Source organism: Oricola nitratireducens (genome assembly GCF_014904745.1).
In the GTDB taxonomy this organism is placed as follows: Bacteria; Pseudomonadota; Alphaproteobacteria; order Rhizobiales; family Rhizobiaceae; genus Oricola; species Oricola nitratireducens.
Genome location: NZ_JACZCS010000025.1, coordinates 1 through 20,405 on the forward strand (window position 1 = coordinate 1; position 20,405 = coordinate 20,405).

General features: G+C 63.1%; 19 protein-coding genes. 7 read left to right on the forward strand and 12 right to left on the reverse strand.

The window, feature by feature from the left end; genetic code table 11:
• Both IG169_RS13280 and IG169_RS13285 read right to left on the reverse strand, forming a co-directional pair.
• Window positions 1-84, reverse strand: an 84-nt coding sequence (locus IG169_RS13280; protein ID WP_193176772.1) for a sarcosine oxidase subunit delta, incomplete at its 3' end; no start/stop codon positions are given.
• A 10-nt stretch (window positions 85-94) separates the two neighbouring features.
• Window positions 95-1,354, reverse strand: a complete 1,260-nt coding sequence (locus IG169_RS13285) for a sarcosine oxidase subunit beta family protein (RefSeq protein WP_193176705.1) — start codon at window positions 1,352-1,354, stop codon at window positions 95-97.
• Between the two features lie 168 nt (window positions 1,355-1,522).
• On the opposite strand from IG169_RS13285, the gene IG169_RS13290 reads away from it, so the two are divergent.
• The 5 genes from IG169_RS13290 to IG169_RS13310 all read left to right on the forward strand — a co-directional run bounded on the left by IG169_RS13290 (window position 1,523) and on the right by IG169_RS13310 (window position 8,867).
• Window positions 1,523-3,934: a mechanosensitive ion channel domain-containing protein gene (locus IG169_RS13290; protein WP_193176706.1), complete on the forward strand. Its 2,412-nt coding sequence runs from the start codon at window positions 1,523-1,525 to the stop codon at window positions 3,932-3,934.
• A gap of 109 nt (window positions 3,935-4,043) precedes the next feature.
• A complete protein-coding gene (locus IG169_RS13295) occupies window positions 4,044-4,307 on the forward strand; it encodes a hypothetical protein (RefSeq protein ID WP_193176707.1) in 264 nt (87 codons plus the stop codon).
• A gap of 201 nt (window positions 4,308-4,508) precedes the next feature.
• Window positions 4,509-7,070 (forward strand): GcvT family protein, encoded by a 2,562-nt coding sequence (locus IG169_RS13300; protein ID WP_193176708.1) that lies wholly within the window; start codon window positions 4,509-4,511, stop codon window positions 7,068-7,070.
• 101 nt (window positions 7,071-7,171) lie between these two features.
• Window positions 7,172-7,999, forward strand: coding sequence for a DUF1194 domain-containing protein (locus IG169_RS13305; protein ID WP_193176709.1), 828 nt, complete (start codon window positions 7,172-7,174; stop codon window positions 7,997-7,999).
• Between the two features lie 49 nt (window positions 8,000-8,048).
• Window positions 8,049-8,867: a DUF1194 domain-containing protein gene (locus IG169_RS13310; RefSeq protein WP_246717371.1), complete on the forward strand. Its 819-nt coding sequence runs from the start codon at window positions 8,049-8,051 to the stop codon at window positions 8,865-8,867.
• A 237-nt stretch (window positions 8,868-9,104) separates the two neighbouring features.
• Here IG169_RS13310 and IG169_RS13315 read toward each other — a convergent pair whose 3' ends face one another.
• The 3 genes from IG169_RS13315 to IG169_RS13325 all read right to left on the reverse strand — a co-directional run bounded on the left by IG169_RS13315 (window position 9,105) and on the right by IG169_RS13325 (window position 12,768).
• Entirely contained in the window at window positions 9,105-10,103 is a 999-nt protein-coding gene (locus IG169_RS13315; RefSeq protein WP_193176710.1) for a GlxA family transcriptional regulator, read from the reverse strand.
• 198 nt (window positions 10,104-10,301) lie between these two features.
• A complete protein-coding gene (locus IG169_RS13320; RefSeq protein ID WP_193176711.1) occupies window positions 10,302-10,448 on the reverse strand; it encodes a hypothetical protein in 147 nt (48 codons plus the stop codon).
• Between the two features lie 283 nt (window positions 10,449-10,731).
• Window positions 10,732-12,768, reverse strand: a complete 2,037-nt coding sequence (locus IG169_RS13325; RefSeq protein ID WP_193176712.1) for an ASKHA domain-containing protein — start codon at window positions 12,766-12,768, stop codon at window positions 10,732-10,734.
• A 104-nt stretch (window positions 12,769-12,872) separates the two neighbouring features.
• Here IG169_RS13325 and IG169_RS13330 point away from each other — a divergent pair, with 104 nt between their 5' ends.
• Window positions 12,873-13,121 (forward strand): hypothetical protein, encoded by a 249-nt coding sequence (locus IG169_RS13330; RefSeq protein ID WP_193176713.1) that lies wholly within the window; start codon window positions 12,873-12,875, stop codon window positions 13,119-13,121.
• An 8-nt stretch (window positions 13,122-13,129) separates the two neighbouring features.
• Here the strand turns inward: IG169_RS13330 and IG169_RS13335 are convergent, their stop codons facing one another.
• From IG169_RS13335 to IG169_RS13360, 6 genes are all read right to left on the reverse strand, one after another.
• The gene (locus IG169_RS13335; RefSeq protein ID WP_193176714.1) at window positions 13,130-14,086 is read right to left on the reverse strand and encodes a methyltetrahydrofolate cobalamin methyltransferase; all 957 of its coding nucleotides are present in this window, start codon (window positions 14,084-14,086) and stop codon (window positions 13,130-13,132) included.
• 74 nt (window positions 14,087-14,160) lie between these two features.
• On the reverse strand, window positions 14,161-15,273 hold the full coding sequence (locus tag IG169_RS13340) for a methylenetetrahydrofolate reductase (protein ID WP_193176715.1): 1,113 nt from the start codon (window positions 15,271-15,273) through the stop codon (window positions 14,161-14,163).
• Window positions 15,270-15,812: a methylenetetrahydrofolate reductase C-terminal domain-containing protein gene (locus tag IG169_RS13345; protein ID WP_193176774.1), complete on the reverse strand. Its 543-nt coding sequence runs from the start codon at window positions 15,810-15,812 to the stop codon at window positions 15,270-15,272. Before IG169_RS13345 ends, IG169_RS13340 begins: the two co-directional genes overlap by 4 nt.
• A gap of 46 nt (window positions 15,813-15,858) precedes the next feature.
• Entirely contained in the window at window positions 15,859-16,161 is a 303-nt protein-coding gene (locus tag IG169_RS13350) for a virulence factor (protein WP_193176716.1), read from the reverse strand.
• A 162-nt stretch (window positions 16,162-16,323) separates the two neighbouring features.
• On the reverse strand, window positions 16,324-16,974 hold the full coding sequence (locus IG169_RS13355; protein ID WP_193176717.1) for an exopolysaccharide biosynthesis protein: 651 nt from the start codon (window positions 16,972-16,974) through the stop codon (window positions 16,324-16,326).
• A gap of 82 nt (window positions 16,975-17,056) precedes the next feature.
• Window positions 17,057-17,680, reverse strand: a complete 624-nt coding sequence (locus IG169_RS13360) for a DUF1638 domain-containing protein (protein WP_193176718.1) — start codon at window positions 17,678-17,680, stop codon at window positions 17,057-17,059.
• A 111-nt stretch (window positions 17,681-17,791) separates the two neighbouring features.
• Here IG169_RS13360 and IG169_RS13365 point away from each other — a divergent pair, with 111 nt between their 5' ends.
• A complete protein-coding gene (locus IG169_RS13365; RefSeq protein ID WP_193176719.1) occupies window positions 17,792-18,883 on the forward strand; it encodes a glycosyltransferase in 1,092 nt (363 codons plus the stop codon).
• Window positions 18,884-18,886: 3 nt separating this feature from the next.
• On the opposite strand, the gene IG169_RS13370 is transcribed toward IG169_RS13365, so the two are convergent.
• Entirely contained in the window at window positions 18,887-20,368 is a 1,482-nt protein-coding gene (locus IG169_RS13370; RefSeq protein WP_193176720.1) for a glycosyltransferase family 39 protein, read from the reverse strand.
• Window positions 20,369-20,405 lie beyond the last annotated feature (37 nt).

Below are 20,405 nucleotides of genomic sequence, written 5' to 3' on the forward strand. Positions count from 1 at the left end.
ATCGGGGCGATCAAGTGTCGCGTCTCCGCAATAGGAAAACTCGATCAGGTCGCGCGGGCCGCAATGGGGGCAGGTGATGATCATCGAAACGGCCTCAATGTCTCCAGGGGAACGATCCCTGGCCCTTCTCGTCGATGACGTAGCCGCGGTGGAAGCGGTCGAGCGAATAGGCCGCGTTGAGGGGGTGCGGTTCGTCCCTGGCGATGGTGTGGGCAAAGCACCATCCGGACGCGGGTGTTGCCTTGAAGCCGCCGTAGCACCAGCCGCAGTTCAGATACATGCCGGGCAGGGGGCCGGTGGTAATGATCGGCGAACCGTCCATCGACATGTCCATGATGCCGCCCCAGGAGCGCAGCAGCTTGACCTTGGCGGCGGCCGGAAACAGCGCGGCGGCCTCGGCCATCACGTCCTCGACGATCGGCAGGTTTCCGCGCTGGGCATAGGTGTTGTAGCCGTCGATGTCGCCGCCGAAGACGAGGCCGCCCTTGTCGGACTGGGAGATGTAGAGGTGGCCGCCGCCGAAGGTGACGACCGTGTCGATCATCGGCTTGAGCGATTCCGACACGAAGGCCTGCAGCACGTGGCTTTCGATCGGCAGCCGGTCGATGCCGGCCATCTTCATGACGTGTCCGGTGGAGCCGGCGACACAGACCGCGACCTTCCTGGCGCGGATCTCGCCGCGCGAGGTCCTGACGCCGGTTACCTGGTCGCCGTCGCGCAGGAAGCCGGTGACCTCGCAATTTTCGAGAATGTCGACGCCGCGCCGGTCGGCGCCGCGGGCATAGCCCCAGGCGACGGCGTCGTGGCGGGCAGTGCCGGCGCGCGGTTGTTCGAGGCCGCCGAGGATCGGGAACCGCGCCGAACCGGACAGGTCGAGCCCCGGCACGCGCCGTTTCAGTTCATCCGGCGTCAGCATGCGGGCGTCGACGCCGAACAGGCGCATTGCGTTGCCGCGCCGCGCGGTGTCGTCCATCTGCGCCGGCGAGTGGCACAGGTTAATGATACCGCGCTGCGAGAACATGACGTTGTAGTTCAGTTCGTGGCTGAGGTTTTCCCACAGCTTCATCGAGTGTTCGTAAAAGGGCGTGTTGCCTTCCAGCAGATAGTTGGAGCGCACGATGGTGGTGTTGCGGCCGATATTGCCGGAGCCGAGCCAGCCCTTCTCGCAGACCGCGATATTGGTGATGCCGTGGTTTGCTGCGAGATAGTAGGCGGTGGCCAGGCCGTGGCCGCCGCCGCCGACAATGACGACGTCATAGGACTGCTTCGGCTCCGGCTTGCGCCAGGCCGGCTTCCATCCGGTATTGCCGGTGACGGCATTTTTCAGAACCTGCCAGGCAGAGTATTCCGCCATCGCCCCTCAGCCTTCTTTGCAATGACCGACAATCTAGCCCGCGGCGCGGCCGCCTGCATTGTAAAAAATCGCCCTGCATTTGCGCATTGACGACGGGCGGGTGTCGCGGCGGCGGCGCCCCGGCATTTCGTTTCTTTCGGACGGCGATTTTGTGTTATCAGCCGGTCGATGAGACATGTTGCGAGAATTCTGACGGTTTTCCTGTTGCTGGCTTCGGCGGGTCTGGCGATGGCGCAGGATTTCGACAAGACCTCGGCTGTCGTTGAAGGATTCGATCGCGACCTGACGCAGATCGCCGCCTCGCTGGAACCGGCGCGCCAGGACGACGCCGCGCTCGTGGCTCTCAACGAACGCATGCGGACGCTTAGCGACAACATCGTCCAGGCGGGCGTGGATCTTTCGCCCAGACTAACCGAAATCCGCGCGCGACTGGACCAGCTCGGACCGGCTCCCGAGGACGGATCGGAACCGGACACAATCAAGGAACAGAGAGATAAGCTCATCCAGGAACGCAGTCTTATCAATGCGTTGTTGGGAAAACTGGAAGATCTTTCCATCCGGGCGAAAACGCTCAGCAACGAGATTTCCGATGCGCGGCGCATCCTGTTCACCTCGACCCTGTCGCGGCGCTACGACATCACGGCGGCCTTCGGCCCGGATCTCCTGAGCGATGCCCGGCAGCGCTATTCCGACCTGACCTACAGAATCTCGTCGTGGGCGCGCTTCGCATGGCGGTTCAAATTCGGAGCGATGATGGCGGCCACCGTGCTTTCACTCGCCGCCGCCCTGCTTTTCATGGTGCTCGCTCGCAAGCTGCTCGGCCAGATGATCTGGCGCGACCCGACGGCCGAGGAACCCGGCTATTTCTCGCGGCTGACGGTCGGATTTCTCGGCACGGCGCTACCGACGCTGGGCGTCTGGCTATTTCTCATCCTCGTCTATGCGCTCTACACCAATTTCGGCGTGCTGCGCGGCGATATCGGGCTTTTATTGCTGACCTTCTTTGTCGGGATCGGCGTCATTTTCCTGGTCTGGCAGCTTGCGGAGGCGGTGTTCGCGCCGCGCCTGCCGGCCTGGCGGCTCGTCAAGGTTTCGAATCCGGCAGCGCTGACCCTGAAGCTGCTGGTGGTCGTCATGACAGTCACCATCGTCGTCAACGTCGTGATCACGGAGATGCTCAAGCTCGTCGGGGGCTCGCTTCCGATTACGGTCGCCAACGCGCTGGTCAGCAGCGTCACCGTTGGGGTCATCCTGTTGCTGATCGCGTTCGTGCGTCCGTTTCCGGGCGCGAACGGGGAAAGAGACCGGCGCTGGCCGGCATTGATCCGGATCCTGCTCGTTGGCACCGGGCTGATGCTGATCGGGTCGGCATTGTCGGGCTATATCGGATTCGCCGAATTCGTTTCCAAGCAACTCGTCATCACCGCCGCCATCGCGTCGACCATGTATCTGGGCCATCTCGCCGCGCGCGCGATGTCGCGCGAGCGCGCGCTGGCGCATTCAAAGTTCGGGCAGCGCTTGAGCGTTTCGCTGGAGCTCAGCGAATCGCGGCTCGATCAGCTGGGACTGCTGGCCGGGATCCTGCTTTCGCTCGCCATCATCATCATCGGCATGCCGGTGCTGCTGCTGATATGGGGCTTCAAGTGGGGCGACATCCGCGGCTGGCTTCTCGGCGCGGTCACCGAATTCACGATCGGATCGATCTCGATCTCGCTGACCGGAATCCTGGCCGGGATCGTTGTCTTTTTCATCGGTTTCTGGCTGACCAAACTGTTCCAGCGCTGGCTCGACGGCGACGTGCTGTCGCGCAGCCGGATCGATGTCGGCGTGCGCAACTCGATCAAGACCGGGGTCGGTTATGCGGGCGTCACGATCGCGGCGCTGATCGGCATATCCGCGGCCGGGATCAACCTGTCGCAACTGGCGCTGGTTGCCGGCGCGCTGTCGCTCGGCATCGGCTTCGGCCTGCAAAACATCGTGTCCAACTTCGTGTCCGGCCTGATCCTCCTCGCGGAGCGGCCATTCAAGGTCGGCGACTGGATCGAGGCCGGCGGGATCACCGGGACGGTGAAAAGCATCAATGTGCGCGCGACGGAAATCGAAACCTTCCAGCGCAAGTCGGTGATTCTGCCCAATTCGGACCTGATCAACTCCGCGGTCGGCAACTGGACCCACCGCAACACGCTGGGCCGGATCGAGATCCCGGTCGGCGTGTCCTACAAGAGCGATCCGAACCTGGTGCGTGACACGCTGCTTGAGATCGCGCATGACCACCCGCGGATCCTCAGCAATCCGGAGCCGTTCGTCGTTTTCGGCAATTTCGGCGATTCTTCGCTCGATTTCGAACTGCGCGCCTATCTCGCCGACATCAACTACATGCTGACGGTGAGCACAGAGGTGCGGTTCGCGATCTTCGAGCGCTTCAAGGCGCTCGGTATCGAGATTCCGTTCCCGCAGCGTGACGTGAACCTGCGTGTCGTCGGCAAGGAGGAAGAAATACCGATCGTGCTCCCCGAAGACGGCGAATTCGGCGTCATCAAGACCAGCAAGCAGAAACACAGGGACGATGACATCGACTGAAAGCCGTTCAGTTTCGGTTCAGGTGCGAAATCCTATATAAAGGTCAAGCAAGCGGGTGATCCCGCAATCAAGAAAGGGGGCGATGCCCTTGCGGCATCGTTTTAGAAGAATGAACAGAGTTCCGATTGCATTCCTCGCCGTCCTTGTCGCCACTTGCGCTGCCAGCGCCGCGACCTTGACCAACACGGACAGCGAAAGCCACACGGTCGTCGTGACCGAAGGCGGCGTCAAGAACGAGCTCGCCATCGCTGCCGGCGAAACGGTGACGTTTTGCAATGGCGGCTGCTTCCTGACGCTGCCCAACGGCGACCGCGCGGCGCTCGCCGGTCCGGAAAACGTGGAAATCGTCAAAGGCGAAGCGGTTATCAAGTAACCGGCTTCTTCGTCGAACTCGACCAAATTCATCAGCCGGCGGTGGTCCAAACCGCCGGTTTTTCCTGTTTCAGAGCCACCGCCAAGTACCGACTTTTCGGTTCTGGTCGCGCGGCGTTTTGCCGATGTCGCAAACAGGCTGAATTTGCGCCACCGCGCCGCCCTATAGTCTGGCCGCAATAGCACCTCGGAGTGGCGGGCAATGGCAAAATTTCCGGAAAAGGCGAAGGTCGTCATTATCGGCCTTGGCGGCATCGTGGGCGCATCGGTCGCCCATCACCTGATCGAGCGCGGATGGGACGACATCGTCGGCATCGACAAGTCCTCGATCCCGACCGATATCGGCTCGACCTCGCATGCGTCCGACTTCTGCTATGCGACCAGCCATGACTTCCTGTCCTGCTGGACGACGCTCTACTCGATCGATTTCTTCATGAAGCGCGGGCGCTATTCGAAGGTCGGCGGTTTCGAGATCGCACGTGTCGGCGATGACGGACGCATGGATGAGATCAAGCGCAAGGTTGCCTCCGCCAAAGCCTTCGGCACCGGGGCGCGGCTTGTCGACGCCGCCGAGATCAAGGCGAAGTTCCCGCTGGTCGAGGAGAGCCTGGTGCAGGGCGGCATGTGGGATCCGGACGCCGGCCTGGTCGCGCCGCGGTCGCAGACCGTGGCCGGCGAACTGGTCGACGAGGCGGTCGCCAGCGGCAAGCTCCAGTCCTTCGCCAACACCCCGGCGCAGGACCTGATCATCGAGAACGGCCGGATCAAGGGCGTGAAGACCCACCGCGGTACGATCGAGGCCGATTACGTCATCGTTTGCGCCGGCCTGTGGGGCCGCCTGATCGCCGAAATGGCTGGCGAGGATCTGCCGGTCATGCCCGTCGACCATCCGCTAACCTTTTTCGGGCCCTATACGGAGTTCGAGGGAACCGGCAAGGATATCGGCTGGCCGCTGCTGCGCGACCAGGGCAACTCGGCCTATATGCGCGATACCGGCGATCCGAAAACGCCGGAAGGCGGGCAAATCGAGTGGGGATACTACGAAGAGAAAAACCCGCGCCTGTGCCATCCGCGCGACATTCTGGAAAAGGAGCAGGCGCGGCTTTCGCCGTCGCAGCGCGACCTCGACATGGAGCAGATCATCGAGCCGCTGGAGCGGGCGATGGAACTGACGCCGATCCTCGGCGAACTGGGCTACAACGAAAGCCACTCGTTCAACGGGCTGCTGCAGGTGACGACCGACGGCGGTCCGTCGATCGGCGAGAGCCAGAAGGTGAGGGGGCTGTGGTACGCGGTCGCGATCTGGGTGAAGGACGGCCCGGGCATGGCCAAGCTGCTGGCCGACTGGATGACCGACGGCCGGACCGGAATCGACCATCACGCGATCGACTATTCGCGCTTCTATCCGCATCAGTTGGAAGAGCAGTACATCGAAGACCGCTGTTACGAGAGCGCGTTCAAGATCTACAATCCGGCGGTGCATCCGCGCGAACCCTACACGAAGGGCCGTAATATCCGCACCTCGCCCTTCTACGAGCGGGAAGTCGAACTCGGCGGGCATTTCATGGAACTCGGCGGCTGGGAGCGTGCGCATGGCTACGCGGCCAACGAGCACCTGCTGGAGAAATTCGGCGATCGCGTACCGGTACGCGAAAACGAGTGGGACAACCGCCACTTCTGGCGCGTCTCCAATGCCGAGCACATGGAGCTGAGCGAGAATTGCGGCATCATCAACCTGTCGCACTTTTCGATCGTTGATGTCGAAGGCCCGGACCATGTGGCGCTGATGGAGTGGCTGTGCGCCGCCAAGGTCGGTGGCGACAACATGGTCGGCAAGGGCATCTACACGCACTTCCTCGACGACGAGGGCATGGTGCGGGCCGACCTGACCGTGATCCGCATGGCCGACCGCTGCCGGGTAATCAACGGCGCCGACGCCGGGCCGCGCGACTATCACTACATGCGCCGGGTGGCCGAGGACAAAGGCTTCGATGTCACGATCACCGATGTGACGTCGAAATATGTGACCATCGGCATCTGGGGACCGAACGCGCGCACGACGCTGCAGAAGGTCGTCGAGGATCCGGACGGGCTTTCGCTCGAGAACTTCCCGTTTGCAGCGATCAAGCCGATCCGCATCGCCGGCAAGGACGTGACTGCTTTCCGGTTGTCCTATGTCGGCGAACAGGGCTGGGAACTGCATATGGCCTATGAAGACGGCCTTGCCGTCTGGGACGCGCTGCGCGAGACCGGCGTCACGCCGGTGGGCGTGGAGACATACGCAAACAGCCGCCGCCTGGAAAAGAGCCTGCGGCTGCAGAACGCCGATCTCCTGACCGAATACAATCTCTACGAGGCGGACCTTGCCCGTCCCAAGGTCAAGGAGGCCGATTTCCGCGGCAAGGCCAAGCACCTGGAATACCGGGCGCGCGACCATCAGCCGGCGATGCTGTGCACGCTGGTGATGACCGACAATGTCGATTCCAGTGGCGTCGCCCGCTACCCGGTCGGCATCATGCCGGTGATGGATCCGGAAACCGGCGAGACGCTGGTCGACGAACTCGGCCGCCGCTCGTTCACGACATCGGTCGTGTTCGGCCCGACGATCGGCAAGAACATCGCGCTCGCCTATCTGCCCTGGGCCTATTGTCAGGAAGGGCGCAAGCTGACGGTCGAGTATTTCGGCGAAACCTATCCGGTCGAGGTGGCGGGCGTCGGTTACAAGCCGCTCTACGATCCGGAGAACCTCAAGCCGCGGAGCTGACCTTCGCGGCGCGCACGAACGGAACGGATGTCCGATCATTTTTTCGCGATGGCGTTGTTTCGACATATGCCGCGCGGGGAATTTTCGCGTATCCTCCTGGCATGGGAAAAGCCGGATGTCTGGCGCCGGTTGCCGGCGCATTGCTCCTTGCCAGTGTGGTCCTGACGCCTGCAGCGACCCAGGAGAAGGTCGATGTCGCGCTCGTGCTCGCGGTCGACGTCTCGCGTTCGATGTCGCAGGACGAGTTGCGTATTCAGCGCGAGGGTTACGCGGCGGCGATCGCCAGCCCGCAGGTCGTGCAGGCGATCGGCGAGGGCGCCTACAGGCGGATCGCCGTGATGCTGTTCGAATGGGCCAACGACACCCACGCGCAGGAGATCGTCGGCTGGACGATAATCGAGAGCCAGGCGGACGCGGACCGTGTCGCCGCGACGCTGCTTGCGACGCACAGCGTCGGTCAGAGGCGCACCTCGATTTCAGGTGCCATTGATCATGGTGCGGGCCTGCTCGAAACCGTGCCTTTTGAGGCGGACCGCAGGGTGATCGACATTTCCGGCGACGGACCGAACAATCAGGGCATGCCGGTGACCGAGGCGCGCGACGCGGCGATCGCGAAAGGGATCACCATCAACGGCCTGCCGATGATTACAAGCGGCGGCGTCGGCCAGCGGTTTCATATCGAGGACCTCGACCGTTACTACACAAAATGCGTCATCGGCGGGCCGGGCAGTTTCGTGGTGCCGGTCAATGACTGGGACCAGTTCGCGGAGGTCGTGCGCCGCAAGCTGGTTCTGGAGATCGGCAGTGCGGATGATCCGGCGCCGCGCGTTGTGCCGGCGCAGTTCGTCCTCGAAGAAACGTATGATTGCCTGATCGGCGAAAAAATCTGGCAGATGCGCGGCTGGCAGTTCGACGATTTCAACCCGTGAGCGGGAAGGCTTGCCCACGCGTGAGCCCGCGGTTCACGCTGTCCGCGCAATGACCGTCCTTCGCATAGTGGCACTCCTGATCTGCATGACGCTCGCCGCCGGCAGCCTGTTGCCCGCAGCGGTGGCGCAGGAACGAGTCGATGTCGAACTTGTCATCGCCGTCGACGTGTCGGACTCGATGGGTCATTCCGAATTGCGGCAGCAAAGGGCCGGCTATGTCGCAGCCTTTCGCGCGCGGCAGGTGATTTCGGCGATCCGGGAGGGAAAACACCGCCGTGTCGCCGTGACCTATGTCGAATGGGCGCGCGACGACCTGAAGCGGGTGATCGTGCCGTGGACGATCATCGAGGATGCGGCCTCGTCGCGCGCATTCGCGGACAGGCTCGAAGCCGCACGGATCGCCAATATGCGCCGGACGTCGATCTCGGGCGCGATCCGCTTCGGCGTGGCGGCGCTCGCGGAAAACGGCATCGAGGGCGACCGGCAGGTTATCGACATTTCCGGCGGCGGACCCAACAACCAGGGCGGTCCGGTGACGGGCGCGCGCGACGCGGCCGCGGCAGCCGATGTGACGGTGAACGGGCTGCCGCTGCTCATCCAGCCCTGGTATCCGGGGATCGCGATGGGCGCGCCAGGGCTCGATCTCTATTACCGGCACTGCGTCGTCGGCGGGCCGGGCGCCTTCGTGGTGCCGGTTCGCTCGTGGGAGGAGTTCCCGAACGCGGTCTGGCACAAGCTGGTGATCGAACTGGCGGGGGCGCCGTCGCAGGAAGCGTCCGTCCTCCCCGCGCAGCTGCAGATCGGGCCGGAGGTCGATTGTCTGATCGGCGAGAAGGCGCGGCGCGCTATGGAGGACAAGCTCAAGTAGCCGGCCGGTATCGGCGTTTTGCACGGTTTTCCCGAGCGTAGGGCACTCGCGGACCGGATGTTTCCACTAGGCTTTCTACATGGACGGTTTGCGATTCCCGTCGGCGATGTTTCTGCCGGTCGCCCTCTTCGCGGGCGGCGGAGCGCTTCGCGCACAGGAGCGCATCCATGTATCGATTGCGCCATCGGCGAGAAGCTGCAGCGCGCGAGCGACAATTGAGGCCGGTCTGAAAGCCGATCAGGCGACCATCAACTGCTTGCGGTCGGCGCGCTCCTGCTGCGGCGATTTCGCATAGACCTCGCGGTAGCATTTGGAGAAATGCGACGCGGAGACGAAGCCGCATGCGATCGCCACCTCGACGACAGGCATCGACGACTGGATCAGCAGGTGGCGGGCGCGGTCGAGCCGGATTTCCAGATAGTAGCGCGCCGGCGAGCGGCCCATCTCCTGGCGGAACAGGCGCTCGATCTGGCGCCGCGACAGGCCGACGTGATCGGCGATCTCGATGAGCGACAGGGGTTCGGAAAGGTTGGCTTCCATCAGTTCGATGATGGTCAGCACCTTGGCGTTCTGGACGCCGAGGCGGGCGCGCAGAGGCAGGCGCTGGCGGTCGGTCGGGCTGCGCACACGGTCGGTCAGCACCATCTCGCAGATGCGGTTGACGGTGTTGTCGTCGAAATCGTCGCCGATGATCTTGAGCATCATGTCGAGCGCGGCGGTGCCGCCGGCGCAGGTGTAGACATTGCCGTCGATCTCGAACAGGTCGGAGAAGACGCTGACTTGCGGGAACGCTTCCTGGAAGCCGGGCAGGTTTTCCCAATGAATGGCGCAGCGCTTGTTGTTGAGCAGGCCGGCGGCGCCGAGCGTGTGGGCGGCGGTGCACAGCGCGCCAACCTTGACGCCGCGATTGTGTTCCTCGCGCAGCCATGCCGACAGCGACTTGGAGTGGTATCGCTCGATGTTCAATCCGCCGCAGACGAAGACGATGGACGGGCGGTGCTGGCCGAGCATGTATTTGCGCTCGTCGTCGATGGAGCTGTCGACGTCGATCTGGACGCCGTTGGACGCGCGCACGGGCTCGCCCGTCTTGCTGGCCAGGCGCCATGTATAGGCGTCATATCCGAGCACGCGATTGGCGCCGCGCAAGGGCTCGATGGCCGCGGTGAACGCAATCATCGTGAATTCGGGCATCAGGTAGAAAACGATCGTTTTCTGTGGGGCAGGTGCGTTCGTCATCGTCGCGCGGTCGCTCCCATCACTCGTTTCGCAGCTCTCGCTGTCGCATTCGGAACAGAAAATCAGTCTCTCGCGTTCCGGTCAAACAAAATCCGCGCGGGTATCCATGCGCATCACGCGTGGCCGGATCGGCGTGAAGAGCCCCGGCAACGGGATTGCCGAGGCGACCGATTGCTGCCGACGGTGTTGGAAATCGGATCAGCCGATGAAAAAACCATAGCGCGAGCCTGCGCGCGCGCCGGTTTCGCCGGGCATCGTGCGCGCTAGACGGGCGCGCTCGAACAGCGTGGTCTCGTTTACCGAAGTGCCGCGATTGCGGCGGAAAAACCTGGTGACAGCGTTCATTTTACACTCCATGCAATAGCCGGTTCACACGGAGCAGCCTTTTCGCGCCTCGACCGTTCCTACAGTGTTTTGGACACACCGACTGGCGGGAACGGGCCAGCTATTATCAAAGCGTTTTCCGGTTGCTTGGGTTCAACCGGGATCACGCTCCCTCATGGGCGGCTCTATGGCTCCCATATGGTCTTCACACGGTGCTTTCGCAATGCGAAATGCGAAGGGAATGCGAGGAAATGCGACATGCGGCGATGTCGCATATAAAACGGTAAACGAAGGATGACGAATGTCAGCCGCGGGCGCGGCGTCCGCCCTCGCGCCGGCGGCGGCCGGCGCCGCCCGCCTCGCCGCCGGATGCAAGCGCCTTTTTCGGCGGCAGCTTGACGGCTTTGGCGAGTTCCGGGAACGGATCGGTCTTGTTCGGCAGCGCCATGGCGGCGACGAAATGGTCCTGGAATTTCGGTTCCAGCGCCGTTTCGATCTTCTCGATCCTGCGCACGGTTTCCTCGATCTCGCGGCGGTAGTCGCGGTTGACGAGCGCCATGCGCGCGCCGGTGCCGGCGGCATTGCCGACCGCCGAAACCTTCGACAAGTCGCAATCGGGGATTAGGCCGAGCACCATGGCGTATTTCGGATCGATGAAGGAGCCGAAGGCGCCAGCGAAGCGGATCTGGTCGACATGGTCGATGCCCTGCTTGTCCATCAGGAGCTTGATGCCGGCGTATAGGGCCGCCTTGGCGAGCTGGATGGCGCGCACGTCGTTCTGGGTCACGGTGATCAGAGGATCGCCGTCATTCAGCACATAGGAGAAGGTGCGTCCGTTCTCGATGATGCGCGGCGACTTCGCGGCCATCGCGCCGTCGACGACACCGTCCTCGGAGATAATGCCAGCGAGGTACATCTCGGCGACGACCTCGATGATGCCGGAGCCGCAGATGCCGGTGATGCCGGTCTTGACGGAGTCGGCGAAGCCGTCCTCGTTCGACCACAGATCGCTGCCGATGACCTTGAAGCGGGGTTCGAGCGTTTCCGGGTCGATGCGCACGCGCTCGATGGCGCCCGGCGCGGCGCGCTGGCCGCAGGAGATTTCCGCGCCCTCGAAGGCCGGGCCGGTCGGGGACGATGCCGCGACGACGCGCTTCGAATTGCCGAGCACGATCTCGGCATTGGTGCCGACATCGACCAGCAGCATCATCTCGTCCTGGCGGTGCGGGCCTTCGGCGAGCGTCGCCGCGGCGGCGTCCGCGCCGACATGGCCGGCGATGCAGGGAATGACGTAGACGCGGCATCCCTGGTTCGCGTCGAGAGCGAGTTCCCTTGCCCGTGTGTGGATCGCGCCGGAGACGGCCAGCGCGAAGGGCGCGCCGCCCAGTTCCGTCGGGTCGATGCCGAGAAACAGGTGGTGCATGATCGGATTGCCGACGAAGACCGTGTCGAGAATGTCGTTGCGGTTTGCGCCGGATTCCTCGCAAACCTTGCCGATCAGGTCGTCGACGGCCTTGCGCACGGCATCCGTCATCGCCTCGCGCCCGTCCGGATTCATCATCACATAGGAGACGCGGCTCATCAGGTCTTCGCCGAAGCGGATCTGCGGGTTGGACGTGCCCGCCGAGGCAATCACGTGACCTGACAGCAGCGAAACCAGATGCAAGGCGATGGTCGTCGACCCGATGTCGCAGGCAATGCCCCAGGCTTCGTTGTGGAGGCCGGGCCAGAGCGCGATCATGCTTGCCTGCCCGGTGTCCTCGTCCTTGTGGATCGCCGCCGTGACGGCCCAGCCACCCTTGCGCAGCGTCGACTGCACGATCGGGAAGATATGCGGGTCGACCAGAATGTCGGTGAAGCCCCAATCTGTTTCGAGCGCCGCCTTGATGCGGTCGAGATCGCCGAGCGGCTTGTGCATGTCGGGTTCCTCGACCTCGACATAGCAGAGCTGGACGGCGGGCTTGCGCTCGAAGACGCGGGTGTCGGCCGCCTTGCGGATGATCTGGGCGTTGATCTGGACATCCAGCGGGATGTCGATGACGAGATCGCCCGTGATCGTCGCCGAACAGGAGAGGCGGCGGCCGGGCTTCAGGTCGCGCTTTTCGGCGTAGCGCCTTTCCTTCGGCCCGAAGGGGGAGAGGTGGTCATTGGCGGAGGTGATGCCGTGCTTGGCGAACTGGCCTTCCTGCACCTCGACCTGGCAGCGGCCGCAAATGCCGCGGCCGCCGCATACGCTTTCGACATAGACGCCGAGCTGCCGCGCGGCCTCGAGCACCGTCGTGCCTTCGGGAAAGCGGCCGCGCTTGCCCGACGGCATGAAGAGGATGAGAGGATCGGTCATTTCTGCGTTCCCGCGTCTGCGATCGGGACAATACGGGCTTTCCGGTTAAGCAATTGGAAGCCGGTCCGTGCGACCTTGGGCCGGCAACGAAAGGACCTTCCGCCATGCCGATGACGTTGCTGTCCGCCGTCTTGTCCAGTTTCTTCCTGGTCCGCCTGATCAAGGGGCCGTGGATGCGCCATCCGCATTATCTCGGCCTTGCCATGATCGGATCGATCCTTTCCACCGTCATTCTTGCGTCTGTCTCGCCCGGCATGGAGGACGAGTTCATCGCCGGAAATCTCGCCGCCTTCGCCGGCGCCTTTGTGGCGATCCAGGCCTTCGACAGGCTGAGCGGCATCAACGCGCCCTGACAGATGCCTTATCCGCGCGAGAGCCTTGCTTCGCGCCCGCCACGTCGTCCGCCCGCGCGGCCCGCCGGTGCGGCCGACACCGAGGCAGGGGCGCCCGCGGCATTCGGCTGATAATCCTTGTAGGTCCGGATCCAGTTCATGCAGTCCGGGTCGGTGCCGTTCAACACGTTGGCGGCGCGAACGGCTTCCATTTCCTGCGGGCGGCACGGGTTCATGATGGCCGAGGTCATGCCGGCGCCGATCACCATCGGGATGAAGCCGGCATTGATGCCATGGCGATGCGGCAGGCCGAAGGAGATGTTCGACAGGCCGCAGGTGGTGTTGACCTTCAGTTCCTCGCGCAGGCGGCGCAGCAGGGCGAAGACCTGTTTTCCGGCCGTGCCCATGGCGCCGATCGGCATGACCAGCGGATCGACGACGATGTCTTCCGGCTTGATGCCGTAATCGGCGGCGTGCTCGACGATCTTCTTGGCGACGGCAAAACGGACGTCGGGATCCTCTGAAATACCTGTCTCGTCGTTGGAGATGGCAACGACTGGCACGTCGTACTTCTTGCAGAGCGGCAGGATCGCTTCCAGCTTCTCCATCTCGCCGGTGACCGAATTGACCAGCGGTCGGCCCTTGGCGACCTTCAGCGCGGCCTCGATCGCGGCGGACACCGAAGAGTCGATCGACAGCGGTACGTCGACGAGTTCCTGGACGATCTGGAGCGTCTGGACCAGCAGCGCCGGCTCGGTGGCGTTCGGATCGACCGCGGTGACGCCTGCGTTGACGTCGAGCATGGTCGCGCCGGCGGCAACCTGTTCGAGCGCGTCCTTCCTGACCGTGTCGAAATTGCCTTCGACCATTTCGGCGGCCAGCTTCTTGCGTCCTGTCGGGTTGATGCGTTCCCCTATCACGCAGAAGGGCTGATCGAAGCCGATGATGATTTCACGGGTTGCTGATGCGACGACGGTGCGTGTCATAATGTCCTCGTTTAAGATATAAAGACTTCTTTATATCGTTATGGGTTTTCGTTCAAGGTCGGATGGCGGCCTGCTTAGCCGGTTCGTCCTTCCACGATCTCCTGCGGCGTCTGGCCATTTTCGGCACTGAGCATGTCTTCGAAGCGCTCGGCAACCATGCGATCGTCCGCGCGCATTTCGCGTTTCCACGGTTTGCGGCCTTTCAGGGCATCCGATTCGCTGACAATCTCGGCGACGTATTCCTCCTGGCGATAGGCCATCACATGGATGCCGGAGACGCCTTCGATCTCCTTCACCTCGTTGATGATGTCCACGCAAATGCGCTTGCCCTCGGCTTTCTGGTTCTCGGCCCCTTCCAGGCGCTTGATCACATGGTCGGGTATATGAATACCCGGCACGTTGGACCGGATCCATCGCGCGGTCTTCGCGGAGGCGAGGGGGCCGACGCCGCACATGATGTAGCATTTCTCGTGCAGGCCCATGTCACGCACCCGCTTCATGTACTCGGCGAACATGGGAACGTCGAAACAGTACTGGCTCTGTACAAACTGCGCGCCCGCCTCGATCTTTTTCGCAAGCCGGTGCGGGCGGAAATCGAAAGGCGGAGCGAAGGGATTGATCGCGGCCCCGAGAAAGACGGACGGTGAAGATGTCAGTTTTCTGCCCGACAGGAATTTGCCGTCGTCGCGCATGGTGCGAATGGTTTCCAGCAGCGACATCGAATCGAGGTCAAAAACCGGTTTCGCGCCGGGCTGGTCGCCTGCCTGCACACCGTCCCCGGTGAGGCACAGGATATTGGCGACACCCATTGCCGCGGCGCCGAGGACGTCCCCCTGAATGGCGATGCGGTTTCGGTCACGGCAGGAAATCTGCATCACGGGCGCATAGCCCATCCGGGTCAGCAGGGCACAGATTCCAACCGAGGACATGTGGGCGTTTGCGCCGGAGGCATCGACAGCATTGATCGCGTCGACCCAGCCGTCGAAGACGGCCGCGCGTTCGAAGACGTCGGCGGCGTTGGCGGAGTCGGGCGGATTCAATTCGGCGGTCACCGCGAATTCGCCGCGCCGCAACACGCGTTCGAGGCGCCCAAGAGACGAGTGTCCCGGAAGCGGATCAAGCGGCAAATCGATGCCAAGCGGATTCTCGTCGCTCTGCGGCGGGCGGTTGCCGGATTTTGATGTCATGACCGGTTTGCCTCCTCGCGCGCCGCCGCTGCCAATGCGGTCACGCGAAGCCATGAGGAGGTCTCGCGCAGCGACTGGTCGACGGGCTTCTGCACATCCAGAATAGCGTCGCGCTTGTTCATCCGGCGCGAACCGTTCCAGGCTTGCACCCAGACACACGGCATGTCCGGTTCGACTTCGCAGTTTCCGTTGGCGCGTACGCCGCCGCAGGGGCCGTTTCGCAACTGCTTCGGGCAGTTCATCGGGCAGGACATGCCTGTCGACGACAACACGCACTGGCCGCACATGCGGCAGTCGAACAGCAATCCCTTCACGCCCCGCTCGACAAATGTCACCGGTTTTTCAGCGCGGTTATACCCGACGGCCTTCCACACCGGATGCAGTGCCAGAAACGTGTTGGCGAAGTGGCTGTAGAACCATTCGAGGAAGCGCGAATGACGCACCGACCACAGACGGATCGTATAGGATTTGCGCTGGCGGCGGGCCAGTGTCAAATGAGCCGGGTTGAACGCGCCTTTCTCGGCAGCCTTTTTCTTCATCGCCTCCGGCGAGATGCCGGGCTTTGTGCGGCCGTCGGCCAGCGGGCTAGCCATCTGCGCGGCCTTCCGACTTGACGAGCGCCTTGAGGGCGCCGTCGTCGTATTTGTCGAGAATTTCATTCAAGGCGCGGTCGGCTTCGGCTTCGAGATCGTCGCTTACGGCAATCGGATCGCCCTTGCGCCACTCGGCCATATAGGCGTCGCTGTCGCGTGCGCCGACGCGCATCGCGCACATGTCGATGGCCTCCGTGAAGCGAAGCGGCAGTTCGCGTTTCGCGCTGTCACGCCGCTTGCGGATGATCACCTGTGCCGGGATATCGCGCCAATAGACTATGATCTTGTCAGCCACAGTTGTTCTCCATGTCGGTTCAGCAATGACGCAAGCCCGATTGTCCGGCTTGTTGCGCGACGACGTGCGGCAATTCAAAAGCGACAGCGCCGCGCCCAGTCAGATTACGCCGGCGGCCGGACGCATACCAAATTAAGCCAGTGATGCGGAGCGATTACAGGGTCAGAGCAGCCAGGAATGGGCGAAGGCGTGGGCGGCAAGGACGACGCCGACCATGATGCAGATCGCGACGACGCCGGTGACGACGCCGACGACGAGCCAGAAGCCGTCGCGCTCGGACAGGGCTATCCCGCAGATGAAGACGGCGAGCGCCGGCAGCCAGTTGCCGAAGGGGATCGGAATGACCACGGCGACGGCGAAGACAAGGGCGACCAGGCCGACGACCTTTTCCGCGCTCTTGGCGTTGGGAAAGGGCCAGTAGCGCGGCCGGACCCAGTTCTCCATCCGCTCGAGGAACGGGATGAGCCAGGTCGTCATCTTGTGGAAGCCCTTCTGGCTCAGCGAGCGGCGCAGAAAGAAGCGCGGCAGCCAAACGGTCGGATATCCCATCACCATCTGGAAGGCGACGAGGACGATCGGTACGCCGAGCAGAACGGTCGAGCCGGGCGGAAAGGGCAGCAGGTTGATCGAAGCGGTGAAGACGAGGAAGGTGGCGAAAGACCGGTCGGCGAGCGCGTTGCGGATGCGGCGCACGGAAACGGAATCGCGTTCCTCCGTCGCCAGCCCGGTCAGGACCTTCGAAAGCGGTCGCGGACGGCCATAGGATACCGTCGCTTCAGCCGCATCGAACTGGTCCGCCTTCTGCTGCAACATGCCGGTCTCTAGCCCTCGGAACGCCCATGGCGCCGCTGTGCGACGTCACGATGACGATATCCCCCATTTGCGACGATTTGGTTTACGATTGTGGCGTTTTTACCAACCGGTTGGCGTGCCGCATAGCGGGCGAAAGGTCGCCATATCCGGTCAGGCGGCGTTCGAAGGCAAGGCCGAGCAACTCGGCGCCGGCCCTGGCTTTCCCGGTGAGGGCGGGATCATCGGTCTGGGCGATGTAGAGCAGTCTCTCGTAACCGCCGAAATACATCTCCTTGAGTTCGGGATGGCGGTCGAGGCCGAGCGGCTTCAAAAGAAAGGTCTCGAAATGGCGGGCCAGGAAATCGGTGACGAAAAAGGTCCGCATATAGTCGTCATCCGCCGCCGCGAAGGCGTCATTGCCGAGATAGAAGGAAAAACAATGCGGCCCGGCGATGCGCTCGACGCCATGCTCCTGGCAGACCTTGTCGAGCATTCCGCCGGTACCGCAATCGGCGTAACCGACGAAGATATGGTCGTAGCCCTCGGCGCGCGCCTTCCTGATCGCCTTGTCGGTTTCGGGCGCGATGCGTTCGGGGTGATGATGGTAGTCCGCAGGCAGGCAGATCAGCGAAACATGATCGAGCCCGTTCATGCGGCAGACGTCGAGAATCTCGCGCGCAATCATGCCGCATGCGATCACCCTGACTTTTCGCTCTTGTCCGGCCATCTCGGTTCAGCTTTTTACCACGACACTGATAGATAGTGTGGATAACAGGGCTTGCCTATCGCGTACAATCGATACATGGCGCAAACGGATGGGAACCCTCGGGGTCAAGGGATGAATGCGCCTGAACTGTCAATAATATTGCCGGCTTACAACGAGGCGAAAAACATACCGCTGATCGTCGACAAGATCGCGGATGCCATGGGCGATATTCCCTACGAGATCATCGTGGTCGACGATGACAGTCCGGACGGCACGGCCAGGGTGACTCGGTCGATCGCACGCGAGAAGCCCTATGTGCGCTGTGTGCACCGGATCAACCGGCGCGGCCTTTCGGGGGCCTGCATCGAGGGCATGATGGCGGCGAATGCGCCGGTCGTCGCGGTGATGGACGCTGACATGCAGCACGACGAAACCCGCCTGCCGGTCATGCTGACGGAAATCCGCAAGGGTGCCGATCTCGTCATCGGCAGCCGTTACGTCGATGGCGGCAACGCGTCCACGGGCTTCCAGAAGAAGACGCGGGCGAAAGGCAGCGAACTGGCGACAGCGCTCGCCAACCGCATCACGGGCGCCTACACCACCGATCCGATGAGCGGCTTCTTCATGATGACGCGTGATCTTGCGGACCGGTCGGCGCGGGCGATTTCGCGTGACGGTTTCAAGATCCTGTTCGACATCGTCAGCCGGTTCGGTTCCGAACTGAATATCCGGGAAGTGCCGTTCCAGTTCCGCGAACGCAAGGAAGGTGAGAGCAAGCTCGGTTTCCTCGTGACGATCCAGTTCCTCGGCCTGCTGGCGTCTCGCTACACGGGTGGCTGGATCCCGGTGCCGTTCCTGCTCTACGGCCTGGTCGGGTTTTCCGGCCTGTTCGTCCACATGGCGACGCTGTTGTTCCTGAACGGTGTCGTCGGCGTCGGATTCACGGCGGCGCAAGTGGCGGCGACCTTTGCCGCCATGACTTCCAACTTCGCCTTCAACAACGAGGTGACGTATGCGCATCGCAAACTGAAGGGCTGGAAGTTCGTCACGGGGTTGTTGACGTTCTATGCAATCTGCGGGATCGGTGCGCTTGCCAATGTTTCGATCGCAATTCGGCTGTTCGAGTGGAACTGGTCGACGAGCGTTGCCGGTTTCGCCGGGGCGCTGATGAGCGCGGTCTTCAACTACGCGGTGACGAAGCTCGTCACCTGGCGCGATACCTGAAGTCTAGTTTTTCCGCTCGACCGGAATTGCGATGATCTCGAAACGGAGGAAGTTGCCGTTCTGCTGGCGGAGGATGCGCGGCTTGCCGGTGATCCGGTAACCGCCGGCATTCAAATCGTTGACGAGCAGGGCCCGAGCCTCATCAATCTCGCCGGGCTTTGCCGGTTGAACCGCGACGGCTTTTTGCGGATTGCCCGTTTCCAGATAGCGGAAGTGGCGCGGATCGAAGATGGGGACCACGGTCACCGCCGGTCCGAGCGCATGGCCCGCCTTGGCGCCGACGGTCCAAGTGCGCACGACGACGGCGTCTGGCGCTCCCAGGTCCGGCCAGGCATCGCGCAATGACGACCAGTCCTGTATTTGCCAGTTGATGTCCCAGCGCGGAGCGGCGGCATAGAACGGTCGCGTGATCATGCCCGTGTCCGCATGCAGGCCGACGGCAAGGGCGATTGCGGGAACCGCGACCGAGACAATCCGCCAGATCGTCAGGTTGACGCGTCGATAGCGGTCGCTGGCGCCGGCGACCCATTGTCCCGCAAGCGGAAAGCCGAAGAGGAAGCCGCTCATCGCCCAATGCGGCAATGACTTCCGGCTGACCAGCGCGATCGCGAGAAAGATGACGGGCGGCACGAGCGCGAACCAGGCAAAGAGCCGGTCGGCAGGCGCGCGCGGCCGCATGACACCTCTCACGGCCATGATCGCGATGACGATCCAGGTGCCCGGCAGAACGTAGACCATCTGACCGATGACCGTGATCAGGAAATTGACGGGCTGCAGCGAGCCGTGTCCCGTGCCGGCACGTCCGGCCTGAAAGCCGAACGATACCCAGTCATGACCGGCATTCCAGACCAGCGTCGGAACGAGACCGATGAAAGCGACGGCGAGCGTTGTCCACAGCACCGGCGACCGCAGCAGGCGGCGATGCGGCGGACTGGACAGCAGAAAGGCGAGGGCCGACAGGCCGAACAGGACAGCCTGGTATTTCGAGGCCAGCGCGAGCGCGAAACACAGGCCGGCGGCAAGCCAGCGGCCGGTGCGCAGTGGGTGGCCGGGGGCGAGTAGATCGGGAAGAACCACGCGCAAGGTCGCCAGCAGGAACAGGTCGAGCGGGCCGTCCGGGACGACGAAAAGATTGCCGGAGATGAAAAAGAATGGTGCGACGGAAAACCAGGCAAGCGCCCAGAACGCCGCCCGTTCGCCATAGGCGAGGCGGGTGATGTCGTAGAGGAGCCACGCGCTCGCGGTTCCGGCGAGAATGAAGGGAAGGCGGATCGCGAAGGCGTTTTCGGTTCCGGCCATCCAGGCCATCAGGCGGGCAAGCGTGAAAGCGAGCGGCGGATGGTCGTAATAGGACAGCGACCAGGCGCGCGATATGACGATGGCGTAGGACTCGTCGATCGTCGCCGGCATGAACCACGACACGACGAGCCGAAGCGCCAGAAAGACCGCAATCAGGAGGATGGCGTCCTGCGTTCCGTCTTTCACGGCAGGCTTGCCGGTCTTGCTTGTTTCCTCTCGCGTG